Genomic DNA, 20,418 nt, shown 5'->3' on the forward strand with positions numbered 1-20,418 from the left:
GTTTATAGAATGCTTTTTACCTTTGGTGAGGCTCGTTCTGCAAAACATCTACGCGTAAGAGGACAGCAGCACCATGATAATTAAGCCTATAAAGGTATTATTAGTATTACATGAACCCTTGCTAGCAAAACGTATTCGCTATGCACTCGCTGATGAGCGGCTGATTAATTTCACTGTTGTGTGGGTGCAGCAATTGGCTGATGGTGCACAGCGGATGAATAACGCACAGATAGATGTCGTGCTGCTTGACTTGTCTTTATCCAATGGGCAAAGCGCCGAATTTGTTGAACACCTGTTGTACCTCAATCCTAGTGCTCTGATCATTTTGTTATGCACCAGTACTGATAGTGTTTATGCCCATGAGGCCATGGCGCAAGGTGCCTGTGATTGTGTCGATAAAAAAGGCTTAGACAAAAACTGGCTTAGGCGCGTAATTGGCTATAATTTGATGCTTGATAAAGCAGATAAAATACACAATATTAACGTGGCAAAACTAAGGGCGATTGGTAGCGCCGCTTCACATGGTATTATGGTTTCTGACGTGTGTGGCAATATCACTTATACCAATCAAGCCTATCAACAACTTACCGGATTCAGTGCCGATACCTTGCACCATCAGCATTGGGCTAGTGCTATTCATGCTGACGACCGTTCACGATTGAGACATGAATGGCGAAATGCCTTACAACGACAGCATGTTTTTCACTCCGAGTTACGGCTGACGTGTCAAGATAAGTCTAGTTGCAGAGTCACCATGACCGGCGCGTTTATAAAAGATGCCAGAGGGTTTTATGGCCATGTGCGAACTTTTGAGAGGCTTGAAGACTTGTCAAGCGATGTGCCTTTACAACTGCCTTTATTGACCACAAATCAGACTCGTTTGCCCTTATCCGCAGCACAATTGACGTTAGATGATATGAATAATGCTGTGTTGTGTACGGATATCAATGGCAATGTGGCGTATTTGAATCATGCAGCAGAGCGACTTACGGGTTGGAAGAGTAACGATGCGCTTGGCTGCGTATTAGCTCAAATATTACACATTAAAGCATTAGACAATACTAAGCCTCCCCTTAAAAAACGAAAACTTGAGCAGGTCAGTGACAGTCTGCTTATTCGTAAAGACGGTGGAGAAACCTTAATTGAGGAATCTGTTTCGCCCCTACACAATGAGTATGGGCAAGTGGTTGGCGATGTATTTGTTTTTCAGGATGTGAGTAAGTCGCGGGTGAAGAGTATCAAAATGACTCATTTGGCCCAACATGACTCGCTAACCGGCTTGCCTAATCGAATCTTATTAAATGAACGGTTAACTCAATCGATAAAATTAGCTAAAAGGCATAATAAGTTATTGGCTTTGTTGTATATCGATATTGATTCATTTAAACAAGTTAATGATCAAAATGGCCATGAAATGGGCGACAAATTACTGTGCTCAATCGCCAAGCGCATGAGTGATACGGTCAGAAATAGTGATACGGTGTGTCGCCAAGGCGGGGATGAATTTGTCTTATTGCTGTCGGAAATTGAACATGCCAACGATGCAGCAAACTTATCCAGTAAGTTACTCGCCAGTATTAGTCAGCCTCATCTGATTGATGGTAAAGAAATACTGGTCAGCTTAAGTATAGGGATTGCCATTTTCCCTCACGATGGGACAGTCAACAAAACATTGATCGATAATGCAGATAATGCGATGTTTCATGCTAAAGCCAATGGCCGCAATGCTTATCAGTTTTTTAAAGAATCGATGCATGCTGCTACAAGGCACCGAATGAATACAGAAGAGAGAATTAAGCGGGCGTTGAAAGGGCAGGAGTTTGTGCTGCACTATCAAGCGCAATTTGATCTTATCAGTCGTAAAGTAACTGGTGCTGAAGCCCTGATCCGGTGGCAAGATCCTGAACTAGGTTTGCTTTATCCTGCTGAATTTATACCGGTGGCTGAACAATCACAGTTGATTTGTGCCATCGGTGATTGGGTAAGATCGCAAGTGTGTCGGCAGCAAACAGTATGGCAAGAGAGGGGGCTTGCAATTGTTCCTGTGATGATTAATACCGCTGCAATCGAATTTTCTGAACCGCATTTTATCCATAATATTACGTCGCTTTTACAAACCACTGGGCTGACTCCGCATTACCTAGGCTTAGAGGTCATACAGCAAGATATAACGCTTGAAGCGTATCCTGTGATCAAAGAACTTAAAGCCTTAGGGCTAAGTTTAGCCTTAGATGATTTTGGTTTGGGCACTAGTCACTTGAGTTTGTTACAAAATTTGGCCTTTGACACGATAAAAATAGCGCCACAGTTGTTGCCAGTGTCCGGGGCAGAAAACGACGAGGTAAAAATTGCCAGAGCGACAATTGGTTTAGCAGAAAACCTTGGCCAATATATGGTGGCTAAAGGCGTTGAAAATCAACAACAACTTAATTTTCTACAACAGCATCGTTGTTATGCGGCACAAGGTTTTCTGTTGGCTCGTCCCACTGCGGCCGAGACGTTTGCGCAATTACTCAGTAACACCAGCGTTCAACAGAAAACCGCTATCAAAAATGAGCAATGAAATAGATACGGTATTGCTTGGCTTTACGAGTAATAGAGCTCAGACTGAATTTTCCTGTTCTTATGTCTGTTAGCGAACATATCAAGTTGTTAGATTTCGTTACGCTAAACCTTACGTTGCCACAAGGGAGAAAACTGCCGTGATGGCATGTTACTGTTATGAATAAAGTCGATAATCGCAGGATCCTATACGATTGCCAGGACTTAGCGACACACGCTAGCTCAAATCTCATTAATCCACATTGGCCAAAAGTGCTTGTCACAGGGGCAATGAAAAATAGCCCGCAGGCGAACCTTCCTTCTTCTGAACACCACAAGAACCAATTGCTTCCCCAAGCCTTAGCGCCTTCGTTTAAGCGCCAAGGAGCACACTTGGCGTTAAAGTGTATCGATATCTGCAGACGAATATTAGGCAGTAAACAAGTAGTGAAACATGATTAAACCTACCGACAATAAACTATTACGAGCCTTATCAGAACAAAGTAAAAGCCGCTTAATACCTCAGCTAAAGTTAGTTGAGTTGCCTTTGGGTAAAGTTATTTATGAATCGGGGCAAACCCTTGTTAGTGTTTATTTTCCAACTGACAGTATCGTATCGCTGCTGAATGTGATGGAGGATGGTGCATCTGCAGAAATATCGGTGGTGGGCAACGAGGGCGTCGTTGGAATTGCAGTGTTTATGGGCGGAGAAAGCACACCTAACCGTGCGATTGTGCAAAGTGCAGGCTCGGCTTATCGTTTAGCCGCATCGGTGCTGCGCAACGAATTTAACAACGAGCCTACTCTTCGTATGTCTTTACTACGCTACACGCAGGCGCTCATCGCGCAAATGGCGCAAACTGCCGTGTGTAATCGCCACCACTCTATTGACCAACAGTTGTGTCGCTGGTTATTGTTATCTCTTGACCGCTTACCTAGCAATAAGCTAACCATGACCCAAGAATTAATTGCCAACATGCTCGGCGTGAGAAGGGAAGGAGTCACTGAAGCCGCTGGTAAGTTACAAAAACTCAAAGTTATTCACTACAAACGAGGCCATATTGCCGTTATCAATCGGCAAAAATTGGAAGAGCTGTGCTGTGAATGTTATGCGGTGGTAAAATGCGAAACCGATCGTCTCGAGGCACATTTAGCACAGCATAAGTGAGGGTAAGGGATAAGGTATTTTGTACTTTTCTCGAGCTTTTTTTAACTTGTTGATGGCTCAATCAAACTTTACGGCAACAATGAAGCGTCGCTAGGGCTTAATTGTTCACCGTTTTGCGCAGGCGATACTAAAACTAGTTCAATAATTCACTTTTTACTGTGGCATATTCTTGTTGTTTTATTTCACCACGCGCATAACGTTCGTTGAGAATGTCTAATGCACTTTTTTGTGCCAGGCCATACTTACGATGAATTCGATAGCTATAACCCCAATTGCCAAAACTGGATATAAACAAAAACCAAAAACCAATCCAAAAAAGCCATCCCCATACTGAATGATCCATACTATTCTCCTCGGTTATGTGCGACGTACTGGTGTCTAAGGCGGACACTTTATGCTGCTATATTGGCGCTCGTTATACGTATTGTCTGTACGCTACAACACAGAGAGAAAGATCAAACATGTACAGGTTATGTTGGGAGTTCTTGCTGTGAATAAGCAAGGTAAAAACGGTACCAACAACCGCGATTTGTTCGCCAGCGAACAGACTTTATTAGGACAAAAGTTGAGGATAGACGAGCTAAATATTGTTCACATGTATCGTAAGCAGGAGTGAGCAAGCATACCTTTTAAAGGAAATTGATATGGGCAATACCAGCTACCAGCAAGCCACTAATGCACAGGTTGATGCCGCGGAACACTTGCACCGTGTTTTGGTATCATTATGTCGAGAATTAGCCGCAACAGATGACAACACCTTAGGGCCATTGACTGATAATATCGATGACCTAAAAGCTCATGCAGCAATTTTATGTGAGTGGCTCAAAAGACAAGATGCGAGTTTTGACAATTTGCTGATAGATGGCTTGATGATGTATCAAGAGGAGGCTTAAGAAACCAGCAGCTCAGTAGATTTAACTCACGGCATCAACACTGCTCTAACGGGGTTTCACTAAGGCTTCAAACCCTGTAATAACATCAAACAATTCTTCATCAATGCTGTTTTGTCGCATACGGTGAAATGTTGCATGGAGGTTTGCCAAGAGTGCTTGGATGTTTTTGTCGGCTCGCTGCATAGCCGCAAGACGGCTAGCATTTTCACTTGCTAATGATTCGGCCGCTGCGCGAAAAAGTGAAACAAATAGGTATTCGCGGATCAGTGCTTGTAAAGTTGTTCGTGGGTCACCGAGCAATTCAGGTAAGTTTTTTGTTGGCCAAGCGTGGGCCCGCAATTTGTTTAGCCAGTGTGTGTCTAAGGGTAACAGTTGCTGACAAACGGGCTGGTATATTTCACTTTCACTTGGGCTGTTATAGAAAAGGTGCAACTCGCTGGCATTATCCAAGGTTTGTGGTGTTGCTGTATGCAGCAAAATTTGTCCAACCAAGGGTGTAATGGCATTGACTGATAATGGCACATTAAAAGGAGCCATTAGGGGCAAAGCCGATTCGCCAAGGCGCGCATGCACCCGACTGCCCACCGCCCAAAGCTGCACCTTGCCGGGTAATGAAGGCAGTGCCGCAAGGGCAAAACGAGCAATGGCGTCATTGAATTGTCCTACCAACCCCTGATCTGAACCAAACACGACTACATGGCAAACAGTGGCATGATTTTGTCGAGGATTGGGCTGTTGCTGTGGAAGGGGATCAAAGAAGGGAAGTCCGGGATGGGCTAAACCGATGCTCAAACCCAACTCTACCGTTCGGTAATAATCGGCTAAGGCGTGAACGGATTGTTCGTACTGTCCGATATTGGCCCCCGCCAAGGTTTTCATGGTGCGCACTACGGCGTGTAAATCACCTGCACTGCTTATTTTGCGGCGCACACTTTCTAGGGTATCGCTCACGCTAAATCTGCCTTAGCATTGTTTTCAGCCTCTGTCATAAAGGGCGTAATAGCGCCCCGAGCCAAAGCAATGATGGCATCGCGGTCGTCATCTTGTAATGTATCAGGACTGACAAAACGGGCGCTTATTTGTGCTGAAATATTCACTGCCGCCTGAATAACGGCCTGTTGCGCTGCGGTCATCTTATCTATGCTCACATCGTCAAACAGTTTAGCGCTTAATGCCTGTAAAATAGCGATTTGCGCAGGAACAGATACGGGCGCCGATTCGGACTGTTTAAGACAGGCACGGATCCGCTGCCCATGGGTAATTGTACTGCGGGTATCTTCGTCTAAACGTGCACCAAAGCGTGCAAAGGTTTCGAGCTCTTCAAATTGAGCGTAGGCTAGTTTAAGGTCACCGGCGACCGCTCGGTAAGCTGCCCGCTGTGCTTTTCCGCCCACTCGTGACACCGATTTACCTACATCAACTGCAGGCAGTATACCCAGCTCGAAAAGGGACGGTGATAGATAAATTTGTCCGTCAGTAATGGAAATTAGATTGGTGGGAATATAGGCAGAAATATTCTGCGCCTCGGTTTCAATAATAGGCAGGGCAGTAAGCGAGCCACTGCCACGCGCCTCATTTAAATGGGTAGCCCGTTCAAGCAGGCGCGAATGAATATAAAAAATGTCACCGGGAAAGGCTTCGCGTCCAGGTGGGCGGCGTAAGAGTAAGGATAATTCTCGATAGGCGCGAGCATGGTGAGTTAGATCATCATAGACGATGAGTACATCACGGCCGGCTTCCATAAAATACTCAGCAATGCTGGTGGCTGCGTAAGGCGCGATATACGTAAGGCCAGGAGGATTATTGCCTTCGGTAACGATGACAACGGTGTAATCCATTGCGCCCTTTTCTTGTAATGTAGCTACCACATTCGCTACCGCAGAGGCCCGCTGACCAATGGCACAATAGACACACAATACGTTTTGCCCACGCTGGTTGAGAATGGTATCAATGGCAATGGCTGTTTTACCGGTTTGCCTGTCACCTAAAATTAATTCTCGTTGACCACGGCCAATGGGTATCAAGGCATCAATCACCTTTAAACCTGTTTGCAAGGGGACGGTAACCGGTGCCCGATCCATGATGGCAGCGGCAGGGCGCTCGATGGGCAAACGATGACTACTATGTAATGAGCCTTTATTATCAAGTGTTCGACCAAGTGGATCGATAACCCGACCCAACAAACTGTCGCCCACCACCACGTCCATGACTCGGCCTGAGCGCTCAACCTCATCCCCCGCTTGCAACAGCCAACTTTCACCCAACAGTACTACGCCAATTTCATCTTCATCCACATTAAAGGCAATACCAAATACACCACCAGGAAAAATGAGTAATTCTTCAAAACCTACATTAGGCAGCCCTGATACCATGGCAATACCGGTAGATACCGAGGTAATTGTGCCAATTTCGCGAGGACTAAATGGGGGGTGAAAATGTTGTCTCCCTAGAGCTAAATCACTAAATACCTCAGAAAAAATGTCTTGTAACGCGAGGTCTACCATGTCTAATTTTCCTTGGCTGACAGGGTGATGTCAGTGCTTGCTTGAGACTCAGCTTTGTTCTGGTTTTTGGTTTTAGTTTGCGCAGTATCTTTTGGCTTTTGCTGAGCGCTGATGAGATGAGTCATGTTTTGTTCCATTTCGTGTAAATAACTATCAATTGACCAAGCCAGTTTTTCGCCATTAGCTAATAAGACAAGACCACTGACAAGTTGTGGAGAGGTTTCAAAACATAATGCAATATCTGCATGAAATGCTTCATTGAGGCTTTTTTGAATAATACATTGCTGATCTTGAGGCAGTGCAAAAGCACTGCGTACGATAGCGGGCTTGCTTGTGGTAAGAGATTTATCTGCGCCGCTTAATGCGTGAGCGAGTTTAGTTTTAGCACCATCTGTTAGGGCACTTAATTGGGTGCAGAAGATTTTAACAATGGCTTGTTCAAGCTCAGCACTGGCTAATTCAGATAAGGTTTTCCGTGTTATCGCAAATACCTCTTCTTTAGTTTGCTGACGCAAGGTGAGTGACAATGTCTGTGCCTCGTTTTGCAGTGCTGCCATGCGTTTGTTTGTTAAGTCATCGGCTGCTTGACCGGCTTCTTTGAGCAGGCGCTCTTGCTCAGTTTTTAGCGCTTCACTCATTTCATTTTGTCGTTTAGCTCGTTCTTGTTGAAATTGGGCATTTTTTTGCTCAAATTCAGTACGTTCTTGCTTTGCCAATGTCTGTTGGCTTTGGGCATCTGCGAGCTTTTTTGCAATTAAGGTTTCTCGGGCGTCAATCGCATTGAGGATAGGTTGGTACAAAAAGCGTTTCATTAACCACACTAACAACAAAAAATTAAGGGCTTGTGCGCCAACAGTGAACCAGTCAATTAGCATGGTTTAATGTCCTGCCCCAAGCGCAATGGCGAAGTTCCAAAATGGATTGGCAAAGATCAAAATCATGGAGACCACAAAACAATAAATCGCGGTAGATTCGATCATGGCTAAGCCGACAAACAGGGTGCGGGTAATCGTTGCTGAGGCATCAGGTTGCTGGGCCAAGGCGCTTAAGGCCGTGGCAACAGCTTTACCTTCGCCCAGAGAGGGGCCGATAACACCTATGGCTATGGTGAGTCCGGCGGTGATGATCGAAACCATCGCGATTAGGGTCATGCTATCCATTTATTGTCCTTAAGTCTTGGGTTGATTGAATGATGTTTTGCCTTGAAGCGTTGGGTTTTTAACTTGGGTTGCTGCAGCGATATATACCGCCGCCAAAATACTAAAAATATAAGCCTGAACCATTCCTGTAAGTAGGCCGAGTAGGGTCATCACGATAGGAAAGATAAAAGGGGTAATGGTGAGCAAAATGGCCAGAATCATGCCACCACTCATCATGTTGCCAAATAAACGCACCGCCAGCGCAAGAGTGCGGGATATTTCGCTGATAATGTTAAAAGGCAACATTATCATGGTGGGTTGCATATAAGATTTGAGGTAAGCGCCTAAGCCTTTCTCAGCTATGCCATAAAGCGGCGCTGCCACGAAGACACACAGCGCAAGTGCTATGGTAGTGGATAAGGAGCCTGTGGGGGGCTCATATGCTGGAAAAATGGTGAGTAATGCCGCTGTGGCAACAAATAAAAAGAGAGTTCCCAGAAAACCTAGGTATTTTTTGCTGTTTTGTAGTCCTACCTCTTCGATTTGTGTTCCGATTGAGGTCACGATTATTTCTAATAAGTTTTGCCAGCGTGATCGTTGATGGTTTACAGACAGGTTGCGGGTAATAAGTGCTGAACTCACCAACAGAATGAGCATTATTACCCAAGTAAATACGATAGTGCCATTGAGCGTAAGCCACCCAAATTGCCAAAATATCATCTGATCAGGACTAAGGCGCATGTCTGACCTCCCGATTTTTTAAAGGGGGATGTGTTGATGATGAAGTGCCTAGCCAATGGAGTAAAACAAAGCGCATGATGATAAAACCGAGCATAGCAACAGCGATGCGCGGCCACTGATTTTGTCCAATCCAGTAGAGCAGCCCAATGACCAACGTGCTGCGCAGTAAAAAGCTAATCATGAGCCACAGCCCAGTGAAACTAGACTGTAAACCTTGCTTAATAGTGAGCCTGACGGTGAATAACAAACCCGCAAAAAAGAATAGGCTAAGTAGGCCTCCTGCCACAAAAACCAAACTCAGAGTGAGCAGGGTGTTCATAGAAGTGGCCTTTGGTTTCTATTAATTTTGCGGGTTGTTATCATTGCTGTCCTCCTGTTGTTCATGCATGGCTTTATCTTCTTTTGCTACCCAGTGCCAGGCGTTAAAACACCCTATCGTTAAACCGGCAGCAAGCAGGGCAAGCGTCCAAGAGTGTTGGCCTATTTGTTGATTATCTATCCATACACCAAGAGCTGCGCCAAGGAGAGTGGGGACGGTTACCGACCAACCAATCAGCCCCATCATGCCTAAGCCAAACCAGACATTTGTTGACTTGTTATCCTGAGCCTGCAGTTTACGGATTACTTTTTTCCTAAACTGGTGAGCAAAGTCTTGCTTGTTATTATTTTCTCGGTTTGCTTTGTTATCTTGAGCATTCATTGTTGGTCGAAGCTTGAGAAGCGTCGTAAAAAGCCACTTTCTAACTTAGCCATGACCGAGCGCATGCTTTGCTCTTCTTCATTCACGCTCTGATATTCTTGCTCAACCAACTCATGTAGTTGCCTAAGATCAGAGCTTATAAGGGCACGACGCACTGAAATAAAAACCTCAGAACCAGTTTTGATTAATATCCCTTCATCGATAGCGACCCATTTTTCGCCATCGGTGGCGCTATGGTAGATCAAAATACTCGGAACCAACGTTGCGACACAATCTAAGCGATGAGGTAGTAGCCCAAAAGAACCCTTGCTGGTTTCAGCAACAATCCTTAACACCTGACTTTGCGCTAACAGGATCTTAAAAGGCAGTAGTATTTTAAGCTGCATGGTGGCCGGCACCCTCTGTTGTTTTACCGTGCTCTTTGGGACTTTTATTTGTGCCAGAATTAGGCTGTTTTTGGGATGCGGCCTTTGCCATGGCTTCATCCACTTTGCCTATCATGTAAAAAGCACTTTCGGGTAAATTTTTAAACTCATCGTTAAGAATTCGCTCGCAGCCGCCTAGCGCATCTTCAAGGCTAACAAGCTGCCCTTTGATTCCGGTAAATTTTTCGGTGGTGAAAAAGGGTTGACTTAAAAATCGGTCGAGTCTGCGCGCACGGGCAACCAAATTACGGTCTTCGGTAGAGAGTTGTTCAAGTCCAAGCATGGCGATAATGTCTTTAAGTTCAGCATACTGGGCGAGGGTACGACGCACTTGTTGAGCTAACTGATAGTGACGTTCACCCACTATTCCTGGCGTGGCCATTTTAGAGCTAGATTGCAAGGGATCAATCGCCGGAAATAAGCCTTCACTGGCACGTTTACGGGATAAGACTATCGAGGCGGATAGATGAGAAAAGGTATGCACCGCTGCAGGATCAGTAAAATCATCTGCAGGCACATAGACCGCTTGAATTGAGGTAATCGCACCACTATCGGTATTAGCAATGCGCTCTTCGAGTTGCGAAAGTTCGGTGCCCATAGTGGGTTGATAACCCAAGCGTGAAGGCATTTGCCCCATGAGACCAGACACTTCCATACCTGCTTGAATAAACCGAAATATATTGTCAACCAGCAGCAAGACGTCACGATGTTCATCGTCTCTAAAATATTCAGCCATAGTCAGCGCGGCGTGTCCTACACGAAATCGAGCACCAGGCGGCTCGTTCATTTGCCCAAACATCATCACCATATTTGGCAGTACACCGGCAGCTTTCATTTCACGGTATAACTCTTCACCTTCACGGCAGCGCTCACCAATACCACAAAAAATACTGACGCCCTGTTGATGGCCAATCATGTTGTGGATCATTTCGGTCAGTAATACGGTTTTACCCACGCCAGCACCACCAAATAAGCCCGCTTTACCGCCGCGTTCAAGTGGCATTAAAATATCGATGACCTTGATACCAGTGACAAAAATTTCAGACTGAGTTGAGCGCCGAGCCAGGGGCGGCGGAGCACGATGAACTGAGCGCCATGCGATGTCCTGTAGAGGTTCTTGCTGGTCGATAGTATTCCCAAAAACATCAAACATGCGTGATAAAATGGCTTTGCCCACGGGAGCTTTTAAGGGGCCTTGCGTATCTTCTACCAACATACCTCGGGCCAAACCTTGGGTGGGGGTTAGGGCAATACCGCGCACCACATGAGCGTTTTGCTGAGCCAATACTTCAATCGTAATGCCTTGGTTTGCACCCGCGTGCAATAGGGTATGAATGGCCGGAAGATGTTTATCAAAACGCACGTCTACCACACTTCCACGAATTGAAATCACCACACCTTGATTCATTTCATTGTTTGGTGAAATGTCTTCATGTTGTTCTGATTGCGTTGATAAAAGTTTGTTTTTTGATTTGGCTAAAGGCGTCATATCGTTCCATCCCCCAAAGAGCTTATTACTATTTTTTCGACGAGCTTTGTGTAAACCCACGTTTTACCCATAAATCATGACGAGTAGAGACGATAAAGTCGGTACGCCATCGCACATAGGAAAGTAAAAGGTGATACCCATTGAGCTAAAAACAGAATAAATACGCGAGGTATAAAATAGGCAGTTGGTGCGCTTGAGCTAAAAAAGGTCTAAACCGTAATGTAGAATATCGATAGGCGAAGAAACTGGTAGATTGATGTGCTGTGAAGCGTATGCAAGTTGGCTGAAGTAAACTGGCAGAAATTTAGGTGTAAATCAGGAATTTTAGCAAACTATGCGAGGGCTGAACGCCTTTAGAATTGGTACAACCGAGTGGACTCGAACCACCGACCCCTACCATGTCAAGGTAGTGCTCTAACCAACTGAGCTACGGTTGTATTTTGCAGATGCTTGTTGGTCTGTTCCCCTCTAAGCGGCGCGTATAATAACGATGCACTTTAGTCTCTGCAAGTTCTTTTTACACTAAAGTAGATTAGTTGCTGGACAATTAAACGATTTACTAATTTTCGCGCGTTAATAAGGGATGACGAACGCGATTTGAGTTTGCGTTAACTCATTTTCCTGGTTTGAGATGACACGAGCGGTACAGTGTTTGCCAATATTCAATATGTTTTTTCATTGCTACTTGATAGTGGCCGAAGTGTTGATGGTGTTGTAGTGCAATATAGTGAGTGAATGACTTGGATAGGTGTGGATTTTGTATCAGTCGGTCAAGGACAGGATTAAGCTGATAGTGGTAATAGTTGACCTGACTTGCTACTACTTGAATTTTTTCTATAAAGAATAACTGAAACACGTTATTTAAGTAGGAGATTTTTTGTTTATTGTGTGACGATTCGGTGGTGCACATCTCTCCAACTGCCTGTTGTTCGAGCCACTTGGTGGTATTTTCAATATTGTTGGCAAGTAAGGTTTGACTGCGCCACAATTTAGCCAACAATGAAAGTTGAGCGAACTTTTTAAGATGGCTTTCTAATTCAGCTGAGCTGAGATCAGTGCTTTCAATACTTTGTTCAAAAAAAGTCAAAGCCGCGATGGTGTCACTTAAACCATCATTTTCATCTCCCTCAATAAAACCATTATTGGCACTCATTCCTTGTTTTATTTCTGAGCTGGTCTGCAGCATGTCAGTCCAAGCATGTCTGACACTTTGTTGTTTGCGGTTTAACCAGATATTCAGTTTTGCTTTTAAGTCTGTATCTCGTGTTTCTAAAATGCAGGCTTCCAGAGCTTTAGTAACTGTTTTCTCGTAGATAAATCGTGTAGAAGGCAGTTGTACTTTACCCAGAGTGGTGTTGCGCACCGCTATGACACTGGAAAGCTGACAATGTTTTAATTCGTAAAACTCAGTGAGTTTTATAGAGGTGTTTTGGGTCTGTTGACGCAGCTCTGTTAAGGCAGGATATGGCGGTAAAAGGACGTCATTGAAGTTGGCTTCAGTTTGTTCAAGTACTGAGGCCATTCGCTGCTGATAGCTTTGTATATTATTAGCTAATTGATGCTGTGAATTGCAGGCTACCAATATACTGGCTGATAACCATAAAAGAATGTATTTAATGTGTGATTGGTGTGTCGCTTTAATATAATTGCTCGTCATCTGCACTCACGGCTAGTTCTAATTTCTTAGACAGGTCATTTATATGCATATTGAGGTGAATTGGACTAAAGCAATTTGCGCAATCTTCAAAATAGTCTTGATCTCCTTCACAAAAATCAAGATCTAGATGCACCGGGTGGCCACAGTGAGGGCAACTAATAATGGTGTGTTTCATATTCATGTTATTTACCTCTGCTTATGCTTTTTCATTAGAAGCGATGCTTCGACCTCCGTCTATGGTTAAGATTTGGCCGGTGACATAACTTGCATTGACCAAATACTCGATCCCTTTAGCAATGTCGATCATTGACCCTAATTTTTGCAGGGGGATCTGTTTGAGTATTTTTTCTTTTTCCTCATCCAGTAAGGAGGATTCTGGCCACAAAATTGCGCCAGGGGCAATACCATTGACTCTTACCTTTGGGGCCAGCTCTTGCGCTAAGGATTGGGTCATAGTGATTAAAGCCGATTTAGCCATGCAATAAAGAGTATGGCTTCTTAGTGGATGACTTGCATGGATATCGACCATGTTTATTATTGCCCCATTATTTTGCTGTAAACTGGGTGTGCAGTATTGCGCTAAAAACAAAGGGGCTTGCATATTACTGCCCACTAGATTTAGCCAATCATTTTCAGTGATTGAACCGATGGGGGTGGGATAAAAGGCTGAAGCATTATTAACTAGCGCATCTAATTTACCGTAGGCATTTATTGCCTGAACAGCCACCGCTTCGGTGTCAGCAATAGTGGATAACGAGCCTTGTACGACTTTGACTGAATTGGCTCTCCCTGCGTTTAACTCTTCACTTAGGGCGAGGGCTTGTTCTTTAGAATGATTGAAATGTAAGACGATATTCCAACCTAATTGGTGGAAATATTGGACGGTAGTGGCGCCGATTCGTTTTGCACCACCGGTAACTAACATCACTTTAGGACTCATTAATTTGGCTATATTTGGTTAATATAACGCTAGGATAACGTGACATCCTTTTAAGAATAAAGTCATTTTATTGTTCCATATTTTTTAAGATAGCTTGGGCTGACTGAATATAGTGCTCACCAAAAATTAGCGCATGGTTGAGCACGTGGTAAAGCTGATACACAGGTTTACGATATTCGTAACCCGGATCCAAAGGCCATGTTGCTTGGTAACCCTCATAAAAAGCGGTGGGTAAGCGCGCAAATAGTTCACTCATGGCAATATCGGTTTCACGATCACCGTAGTACAAAGCGGGATCAAAAAGGGTGGGAAGACCTTTATGAAATCCACTGTTACCTGACCAAAAATCACCGTGTAACATACTGGCAACAGGCACATGTCCGGCAAGTAATTTGAAAACTGCGGCGACTATCTTATCGATATTAGCCAAGTTTTTGCCTTTTTCTGCCAATAACTGCAGCATAAAACCGATGCGTTGCTCAGCAAAAAACTGACACCACTTTTTATTCCACTTATTGGGCTGCGGGCTTAAACCGATATAATTATCTTCTTGCCAACCGTACATATTTTGCGTGTGCGTTTGGTGTTGTTGTGCGAGTAGTTGACCGAATTGGAACCAGTTTTCTGTAGTACCTTCGCTTAGGGTCAAAAACTCTAAGACCAGAAAGGCTTTATCAGCAACAACACCTGAGCAAATTATTTTGGGTAGCCTAAATAGCTGGGCTTTGGAAAGATGCGTTAAACCATCTATTTCAGATTCAAAATGGGGCAAATAGGATTTTTGATTCGTTTTCACAAAGTATCGAGATCTACCATCTGTGATTTTGAATGCCTTGTGTGAATGACCAGAGCTGATTTCTCTGATGTCGTCACAAATAAAATCTTTGTTGATACTTTTAGATATTTCTTCGCTAATAAAATGCCACATAATTTGCTCCAGCAATAAGCGTTTTGCCTAATTATGGTCGAGCTTTCATTTTTGTATGTTCGATTACGCTATTTCAAGGTAGTTCATTAGATTAAGGAGTAATTAGGCCTCTCTGATAGCTCTGCTCGGTTATGATCTTGTTTAATCGCAAAAATGTCGAAAACGTTGAATCAACTAATACTTTATTGGCAAGCCAGGTTGGCACTTTGCCAGAAGCATTACCTGAACCTTGATACGTTATTCTGACTAGCTCTTGGGATAATTGCGTCACAGTCCACAAGCCGCGAATATGAGTCATACGCACAGTGTTATTTTGTTCAGGGTACAGCTGACCTGCATCTGTTACTTCTATGAAAATAGAGTCCGCATTAACCTTGGTCACTGATTGAATAACCATATCCCGGTTTTGTAATGGCCACGGCGCAGCAAAAGTACTTCTTACTATTTTAGTATTTGAAGTAGCTCCCGCTAGTACTTTTACCTCTAAGCAGTTGTCTATCCATTCAGGGGCGTTGGCTGTGTCATCTAACAATGCTAGTAAAGAAGCGCTTGACGCTTTGACTACCGTTGTTGCTTTCACTTCTTTTTCGGCTTGCTTCTCGCTGTTTTCGACCAATTGACGACTTGAAATCTGGGTTTGTCCAGAAGATTTTTCTATTTGCCACTCTTGACTATGGGCGCTCATAACGAGACTAAAATACAACAGCAAAATCGCTATCTTACTGCTAAACGTGATTGTGCGTTGCATCGGGTACTCTCTTATTTGTATAATCACATTTTGCTCTGATGGTAACAGAGCGTGTTATCTTAACACCCTAAAAGGGTGTTTTTTTATGAATAGCAATAAGAGTTGAGCTCTCGATGCTTTCCCATTTGCACGTGGCGCTTGGTAGGTGTCACCACTGCGTAAGGAATTTATATGCCCATAATTACACTTCCCGACGGTAGTAAACGTCAATTCGATAAGTCTGTATCTACTTTAGATGTTGCCCTTGATATTGGTCCAGGTCTAGCTAAAGCCACCGTTGCTGGCAAAGTAAATGGTAATTTAGTCGATGCCTGTGACTTGATAGAGCAAGATGCGACCTTGCAAATCATTACCGCTAAAGACCAAGAAGGGATCGAAATCATTCGACATTCTTGTGCTCACTTAATTGGCCATGCAATCAAGCAACTTTATCCAGATGTTAAAATGGCAATAGGTCCAGTTATCGATAACGGCTTTTATTATGATGTTGACTTAGAAACACCGTTAAATGAAGCGGATTTAATCAAGATCGAAAAACGCATGCTTGAATTGGCAAAGACAAATTACGACGTTGTTAAAAATGCCGTGAGTTGGCAGGAAGCACGCGATACCTTCGAGCAGCGCGGTGAGATGTATAAGATGCAAATCTTGGATGAAAATATACCAAAAGACAGCTCACCCGCTTTGTATCATCATGAAGAATACACTGATATGTGTCGTGGTCCTCACGTGCCTAATATGCGTTTCTGCCAACACTTTAAATTGATGAAAGTAGCCGGTGCTTATTGGCGTGGAAATAGCGACAATAAAATGTTGCAACGAATTTATGGCACAGCGTGGGCAGATAAAAAACAACTAGCGGCATATTTACAACGTTTAGAAGAAGCTGAAAAGCGTGACCACAGAAAAATTGGTAAGGCTTTAGACTTATTCCATTGGCAAGAAGAAGCACCCGGTATGGTGTTTTGGCATAACGATGGTTGGACTATTTACACTCAGCTCGAAAAATTCGTGCGGGAGAAACTAGGTAACTACGATTACGACGAAGTTAAAGGTCCGTTAATGATGGATCGGTCGTTGTGGGAACGCTCAGGTCACTGGGAAAAATATGCTGATGCGATGTTTACCACCACATCAGAAAAACGTGAATACGCTATTAAACCCATGAACTGCCCAGGTCATGTGCAAATCTTTAACCAAGGTTTGAAGTCTTATCGTGATTTACCGTTGCGTATGGCTGAGTTTGGCTGTTGTCACCGTAACGAACCCTCTGGGGCCTTGCATGGTTTAATGCGAGTCCGTGGTTTTACCCAAGATGACGCACATATATTCTGTACCGAAGAACAAGTGTTGGCAGAAGTCGGCGGTTGTATTGATATGATCTACGATACGTACAAGACCTTTGGTTTTGAAGAAATCGAAGTGAAATTGTCTACTCGCCCAGAAAAGCGTGTCGGTAGCGAAGAAATGTGGGACAAAGCAGAGCTCGCTTTAGCTGACGCATTGAAGAGCAAAAACATTGAATTTAGCTATTTACCGGGCGAAGGTGCTTTTTATGGACCTAAAATAGAATTTACTTTGCATGATTGTTTAGATCGCGCTTGGCAATGTGGTACAGTACAGCTCGATTTTTCCATGCCAGGTCGTTTAGGGTCAACTTATGTGGCTGAAAATGGTGAAAGAAAAGTTCCAGTAATGATCCACAGAGCAATACTGGGTTCGATTGAACGTTTTATTGGTATTTTAACTGAAGAGTATGCGGGGCTGTTTCCTTTATGGTTGGCTCCTACTCAAGCAGTCGTAATGAATATTACCGACAATCAAGCTGAATATTGTCAAAATGTGGTAAAAAAACTGAAAGAAAGTGGATTTAGAGCAAAGTCTGACTTGAGAAATGAGAAGATTGGCTTTAAAATCCGCGAGCATACGCTCAAGCGTGTCCCGTATTTGTTAGTAGTTGGTGATAAAGAAATGGAAACCGGCGAAATTGCAGTGCGTTCACGCAAGGGTGATGACCTTGGAAAGATGTCTATAGAGGCATTTATACAGCACGCAGGTGCTGAGGTCGCAAACAAACAAATCCGATAAATTTCGTGGAGGAATGACATATTAAAGGCGCTAACATTAAGGCTAAAGATCCGAATAAAGCTCGGATTAACGATGAAATAACGGCAAAAGAAGTCCGTTTGGTTGGTAAAGATGGTGAGCAAATTGGCGTAGTGTCGATTCGTGAAGCGATTGAAACTGCTGAGCAATCAAGTTTAGACTTGGTTGAGATTAGCCCTAATGCAGAGCCGCCCGTATGCAAAGTAATGGATTACGGGAAATTCATCTTCGAAAAAAGTAAGTCTCTTAAAGAGCAAAAGAAAAAACAGAAGCAAATTCAGGTCAAGGAGATTAAATTTCGCCCTGGCACTGATGAAGGCGATTACCAGGTAAAACTGCGCAACCTGCGTCGCTTTCTAGAAGGGGGTGATAAGGCTAAAGTAACGATTCGTTTTCGCGGACGTGAAATGGCTCACCAAGAGATCGGCATTAATCAATTAACTCGAGTTAAAACCGACTTAGCTGATATTGCAAACTGCGAATCTTTCCCAAACAGGGTAGAGGGTCGTCAGATGATCATGGTGCTCGCCCCAATTAAGAAGTAGTTAAGGTCTACAAGTAATCAGGATTCTGCCCCCTGGCTCACCTTACTACATTGTAATCACAAGACTTATCGTTTCTGCAAAACTTTAAGTCATTAACAATGCGGAGTTTTAGCAATGCCTAAAATGAAATCAAACCGTGGAGCAGCCAAGCGTTTTAGAAAAACCGCTTCAGGCCGTTTCAAAAGCAAGCAGTCTCATTTGCGTCACATTTTGACAAAAAAGAGCTCTAAACGTAAACGTCACTTACGTGGCAAAAAATTAGTTCATACGTCGGATACAGCACTTATCCAACGCATGTTACCGTACGTTTAAGAGGAGACTGAACAATGGCAAGAGTAAAACGTGGTGTTGTAGCACGTGCCCGTCACAAAAAGGTACTGAAGCAAGCCAAAGGTTATTACGGAGCTCGTAGTCGAGTTTATCGTGTTGCTGTCCAAGCAGTAACTAAAGCAGGTCAATATGCATATCGCGACCGTCGTCAGAAAAAACGTCAATTCCGTCAATTGTGGATTGCACGTATTAACGCTGCCGCTCGTCAAAACGGTTTGTCTTATAGCCGATTCATCAATGGTTTGAAAAAAGCCTCTGTTGAAATCGATCGTAAGATTTTGGCCGATATCGCGGTTCATGACAAAAATGCATTTAGCGCATTAGTAAATGCTGCTAAAGGTGCATTAGCTTAATATTAAACATTAAGTTTAAGTTCTTTCGGAAAACGGCGAGCATGATGCTCGCCGTTTTTCGTTTTGGAACTGGAAAAAGTAAAAATTGCTGTTAGAGCGTTAATTTATCAAGACTTTTTATTTTTAGCGGTGGCGAGCTCACATCGTGATCGTGTAGAATTGCCGGTCATTTTTAAGTATCTAGATCAGATACGTATTATCTAATTCAAATTGGGGAAACTATGGATCTCAATGCCATAATTGCACAAGCCGAAGCACAGATTAATGAGGCACAAGATGCGGTGTCTTTGGATTTAGTACGTGTTGATTTTATGGGTAAAAAGGGGCTGTTAACTGAGCAGCTTAAAAGCCTTGGAAAATTAACTTCGGAAGAACGTCCTGCGGCTGGCCAGCGCATAAATGACGCGAAACATCTTATTCAGCAATTAATTCAAGCTCGAGGGGATTTACTTCGCAGCGCTGAGCTAGAAACGAAATTAGCCAGTGAGAAAATTGATGTGAGTTTACCCGGTCGTGGTTTAGGCATGGGTGGACTACATCCGGTTACCCGCACAATTAATCGCATTGAGAGTTTCTTTAATGAATTGGGTTTTCAAGTTAAAACCGGCCCTGAAATTGAAGATGGGTTTCATAACTTCGATGCTTTAAATATTCCGGCTAACCATCCAGCCCGCGCTGACCACGATACTTTTTATTTTAACCCAGATGTGATGTTAAGAACTCAAACCTCTGGCGTACAGATAAGAACAATGGAAACCGAAAAGCCGCCTTTACGCATTATTTCGCCAGGCCGTGTATACCGAAACGACTACGATCAAACACACACACCGATGTTTCATCAAGTAGAAGGGTTGATGGTTGATAAAAATGTCAGTTTTGCCGAACTAAAGGGCATCTTGCATGATTTTCTGAATAACTTTTTTGAAGCTGATTTACAGGTTCGTTTTCGTCCTTCTTATTTCCCTTTTACCGAGCCGTCAGCAGAAGTTGACGTGATGGGTAAAAATGGCAAATGGTTAGAAGTATTGGGCTGCGGTATGGTGCATCCCAATGTGCTTAGAGCAGTGAACATTGATCCTGAAATCTATACAGGTTTTGCTTTTGGTATGGGTGTAGAGCGCCTAACTATGTTGCGTTATGAGGTCAATGATCTACGTGCATTTTTTGAAAATGATTTACGTTTCCTTAAGCAATTTAATTAAGTCGAGTTG

24 protein-coding genes and 1 tRNA gene are annotated in these 20,418 nt (G+C 43.6%); 9 read left to right on the forward strand and 16 right to left on the reverse strand.

Annotation, left to right across the window (positions count from 1 at the left end; genetic code table 11):
- The first annotated feature begins 73 nt into the window (after positions 1 to 73).
- From ACEN2L_RS10505 to ACEN2L_RS10515, 3 genes are all read left to right on the forward strand, one after another.
- Positions 74 to 2,563 (forward strand): two-component system response regulator, encoded by a 2,490-nt coding sequence (locus ACEN2L_RS10505; RefSeq protein ID WP_441743566.1) that lies wholly within the window; start codon positions 74 to 76, stop codon positions 2,561 to 2,563.
- Positions 2,564 to 2,721: 158 nt separating this feature from the next.
- Complete coding sequence (locus ACEN2L_RS10510; RefSeq protein ID WP_441743567.1) at positions 2,722 to 3,003, forward strand: hypothetical protein; 282 nt, start codon at positions 2,722 to 2,724, stop codon at positions 3,001 to 3,003.
- The gene (locus ACEN2L_RS10515) at positions 2,996 to 3,709 is read left to right on the forward strand and encodes a Crp/Fnr family transcriptional regulator (RefSeq protein WP_441743568.1); all 714 of its coding nucleotides are present in this window, start codon (positions 2,996 to 2,998) and stop codon (positions 3,707 to 3,709) included. The genes ACEN2L_RS10510 and ACEN2L_RS10515 overlap by 8 nt, the downstream gene beginning before the upstream one ends.
- 133 nt (positions 3,710 to 3,842) lie before the next feature.
- Here ACEN2L_RS10515 and ACEN2L_RS10520 read toward each other — a convergent pair whose 3' ends face one another.
- Positions 3,843 to 4,052 carry an SHOCT domain-containing protein gene (locus ACEN2L_RS10520; protein WP_441743569.1) on the reverse strand — a complete coding sequence of 70 codons (210 nt, stop codon included), beginning with the start codon at positions 4,050 to 4,052 and terminating at the stop codon, positions 3,843 to 3,845.
- A gap of 301 nt (positions 4,053 to 4,353) precedes the next feature.
- Here ACEN2L_RS10520 and ACEN2L_RS10525 point away from each other — a divergent pair, with 301 nt between their 5' ends.
- A complete protein-coding gene (locus ACEN2L_RS10525; protein ID WP_441743570.1) occupies positions 4,354 to 4,602 on the forward strand; it encodes a hypothetical protein in 249 nt (82 codons plus the stop codon).
- Between the two features lie 45 nt (positions 4,603 to 4,647).
- Here ACEN2L_RS10525 and ACEN2L_RS10530 read toward each other — a convergent pair whose 3' ends face one another.
- The 15 genes from ACEN2L_RS10530 to ACEN2L_RS10600 form a co-directional block, all read right to left on the reverse strand.
- Positions 4,648 to 5,553, reverse strand: coding sequence for a F0F1 ATP synthase subunit gamma (locus ACEN2L_RS10530; protein ID WP_441743571.1), 906 nt, complete (start codon positions 5,551 to 5,553; stop codon positions 4,648 to 4,650).
- On the reverse strand, positions 5,550 to 7,106 hold the full coding sequence (locus ACEN2L_RS10535) for an alternate F1F0 ATPase, F1 subunit alpha (RefSeq protein ID WP_441743572.1): 1,557 nt from the start codon (positions 7,104 to 7,106) through the stop codon (positions 5,550 to 5,552). The genes ACEN2L_RS10530 and ACEN2L_RS10535 overlap by 4 nt, the downstream gene beginning before the upstream one ends.
- A 2-nt stretch (positions 7,107 to 7,108) precedes the next feature.
- Positions 7,109 to 7,981, reverse strand: a complete 873-nt coding sequence (locus tag ACEN2L_RS10540; protein ID WP_441743573.1) for a F0F1 ATP synthase subunit B family protein — start codon at positions 7,979 to 7,981, stop codon at positions 7,109 to 7,111.
- Positions 7,982 to 7,984: 3 nt separating this feature from the next.
- The gene (locus ACEN2L_RS10545) at positions 7,985 to 8,266 is read right to left on the reverse strand and encodes a F0F1 ATP synthase subunit C (RefSeq protein WP_441743574.1); all 282 of its coding nucleotides are present in this window, start codon (positions 8,264 to 8,266) and stop codon (positions 7,985 to 7,987) included.
- Between the two features lie 9 nt (positions 8,267 to 8,275).
- Entirely contained in the window at positions 8,276 to 8,986 is a 711-nt protein-coding gene (locus tag ACEN2L_RS10550) for a F0F1 ATP synthase subunit A (RefSeq protein ID WP_441743575.1), read from the reverse strand.
- Positions 8,976 to 9,305 carry an N-ATPase subunit AtpR gene (locus ACEN2L_RS10555; protein WP_441743576.1) on the reverse strand — a complete coding sequence of 110 codons (330 nt, stop codon included), beginning with the start codon at positions 9,303 to 9,305 and terminating at the stop codon, positions 8,976 to 8,978. Before ACEN2L_RS10555 ends, ACEN2L_RS10550 begins: the two co-directional genes overlap by 11 nt.
- 21 nt (positions 9,306 to 9,326) lie before the next feature.
- Positions 9,327 to 9,686, reverse strand: coding sequence for an AtpZ/AtpI family protein (locus ACEN2L_RS10560; protein ID WP_441743577.1), 360 nt, complete (start codon positions 9,684 to 9,686; stop codon positions 9,327 to 9,329).
- Positions 9,683 to 10,072 carry a F0F1 ATP synthase subunit epsilon gene (locus ACEN2L_RS10565; RefSeq protein WP_441743578.1) on the reverse strand — a complete coding sequence of 130 codons (390 nt, stop codon included), beginning with the start codon at positions 10,070 to 10,072 and terminating at the stop codon, positions 9,683 to 9,685. Before ACEN2L_RS10565 ends, ACEN2L_RS10560 begins: the two co-directional genes overlap by 4 nt.
- On the reverse strand, positions 10,062 to 11,519 hold the full coding sequence (gene atpD / locus ACEN2L_RS10570; protein WP_441743770.1) for a F0F1 ATP synthase subunit beta: 1,458 nt from the start codon (positions 11,517 to 11,519) through the stop codon (positions 10,062 to 10,064). The genes ACEN2L_RS10565 and atpD overlap by 11 nt, the downstream gene beginning before the upstream one ends.
- A gap of 441 nt (positions 11,520 to 11,960) precedes the next feature.
- Positions 11,961 to 12,037: transfer RNA gene (locus tag ACEN2L_RS10575), tRNA-Val, on the reverse strand.
- 176 nt (positions 12,038 to 12,213) lie between these two features.
- Positions 12,214 to 13,257, reverse strand: a complete 1,044-nt coding sequence (locus ACEN2L_RS10580) for a DUF3080 family protein (RefSeq protein ID WP_441743579.1) — start codon at positions 13,255 to 13,257, stop codon at positions 12,214 to 12,216.
- Complete coding sequence (locus ACEN2L_RS10585) at positions 13,238 to 13,438, reverse strand: CPXCG motif-containing cysteine-rich protein (RefSeq protein ID WP_372340914.1); 201 nt, start codon at positions 13,436 to 13,438, stop codon at positions 13,238 to 13,240. Before ACEN2L_RS10585 ends, ACEN2L_RS10580 begins: the two co-directional genes overlap by 20 nt.
- A gap of 15 nt (positions 13,439 to 13,453) precedes the next feature.
- Positions 13,454 to 14,197, reverse strand: a complete 744-nt coding sequence (locus ACEN2L_RS10590; protein WP_441743580.1) for a pteridine reductase — start codon at positions 14,195 to 14,197, stop codon at positions 13,454 to 13,456.
- Positions 14,198 to 14,264: 67 nt separating this feature from the next.
- Positions 14,265 to 15,125 carry a fructosamine kinase family protein gene (locus ACEN2L_RS10595; protein WP_441743581.1) on the reverse strand — a complete coding sequence of 287 codons (861 nt, stop codon included), beginning with the start codon at positions 15,123 to 15,125 and terminating at the stop codon, positions 14,265 to 14,267.
- A gap of 91 nt (positions 15,126 to 15,216) precedes the next feature.
- Complete coding sequence (locus ACEN2L_RS10600; protein WP_441743582.1) at positions 15,217 to 15,873, reverse strand: START domain-containing protein; 657 nt, start codon at positions 15,871 to 15,873, stop codon at positions 15,217 to 15,219.
- Positions 15,874 to 16,044: 171 nt separating this feature from the next.
- On the opposite strand from ACEN2L_RS10600, the gene thrS reads away from it, so the two are divergent.
- From thrS to pheS, 5 genes are all read left to right on the forward strand, one after another.
- A complete protein-coding gene (gene thrS, locus ACEN2L_RS10605) occupies positions 16,045 to 17,961 on the forward strand; it encodes a threonine--tRNA ligase (protein WP_441743583.1) in 1,917 nt (638 codons plus the stop codon).
- Positions 17,962 to 18,026: 65 nt separating this feature from the next.
- Positions 18,027 to 18,524 (forward strand): translation initiation factor IF-3, encoded by a 498-nt coding sequence (gene infC / locus ACEN2L_RS10610; protein WP_441743772.1) that lies wholly within the window; start codon positions 18,027 to 18,029, stop codon positions 18,522 to 18,524.
- 114 nt (positions 18,525 to 18,638) lie between these two features.
- Complete coding sequence (gene rpmI, locus ACEN2L_RS10615) at positions 18,639 to 18,836, forward strand: 50S ribosomal protein L35 (protein ID WP_068375755.1); 198 nt, start codon at positions 18,639 to 18,641, stop codon at positions 18,834 to 18,836.
- Between the two features lie 14 nt (positions 18,837 to 18,850).
- Complete coding sequence (gene rplT / locus ACEN2L_RS10620) at positions 18,851 to 19,207, forward strand: 50S ribosomal protein L20 (protein WP_068375759.1); 357 nt, start codon at positions 18,851 to 18,853, stop codon at positions 19,205 to 19,207.
- Between the two features lie 221 nt (positions 19,208 to 19,428).
- Positions 19,429 to 20,409 carry a phenylalanine--tRNA ligase subunit alpha gene (gene pheS, locus ACEN2L_RS10625; RefSeq protein WP_441743584.1) on the forward strand — a complete coding sequence of 327 codons (981 nt, stop codon included), beginning with the start codon at positions 19,429 to 19,431 and terminating at the stop codon, positions 20,407 to 20,409.
- The last annotated feature ends 9 nt before the right edge of the window (positions 20,410 to 20,418 follow it).

This window comes from Flavobacterium sp. W21_SRS_FM6, from assembly GCF_052119645.1.
Classification (GTDB): domain Bacteria; phylum Pseudomonadota; class Gammaproteobacteria; order Enterobacterales; family Alteromonadaceae; genus Paraglaciecola.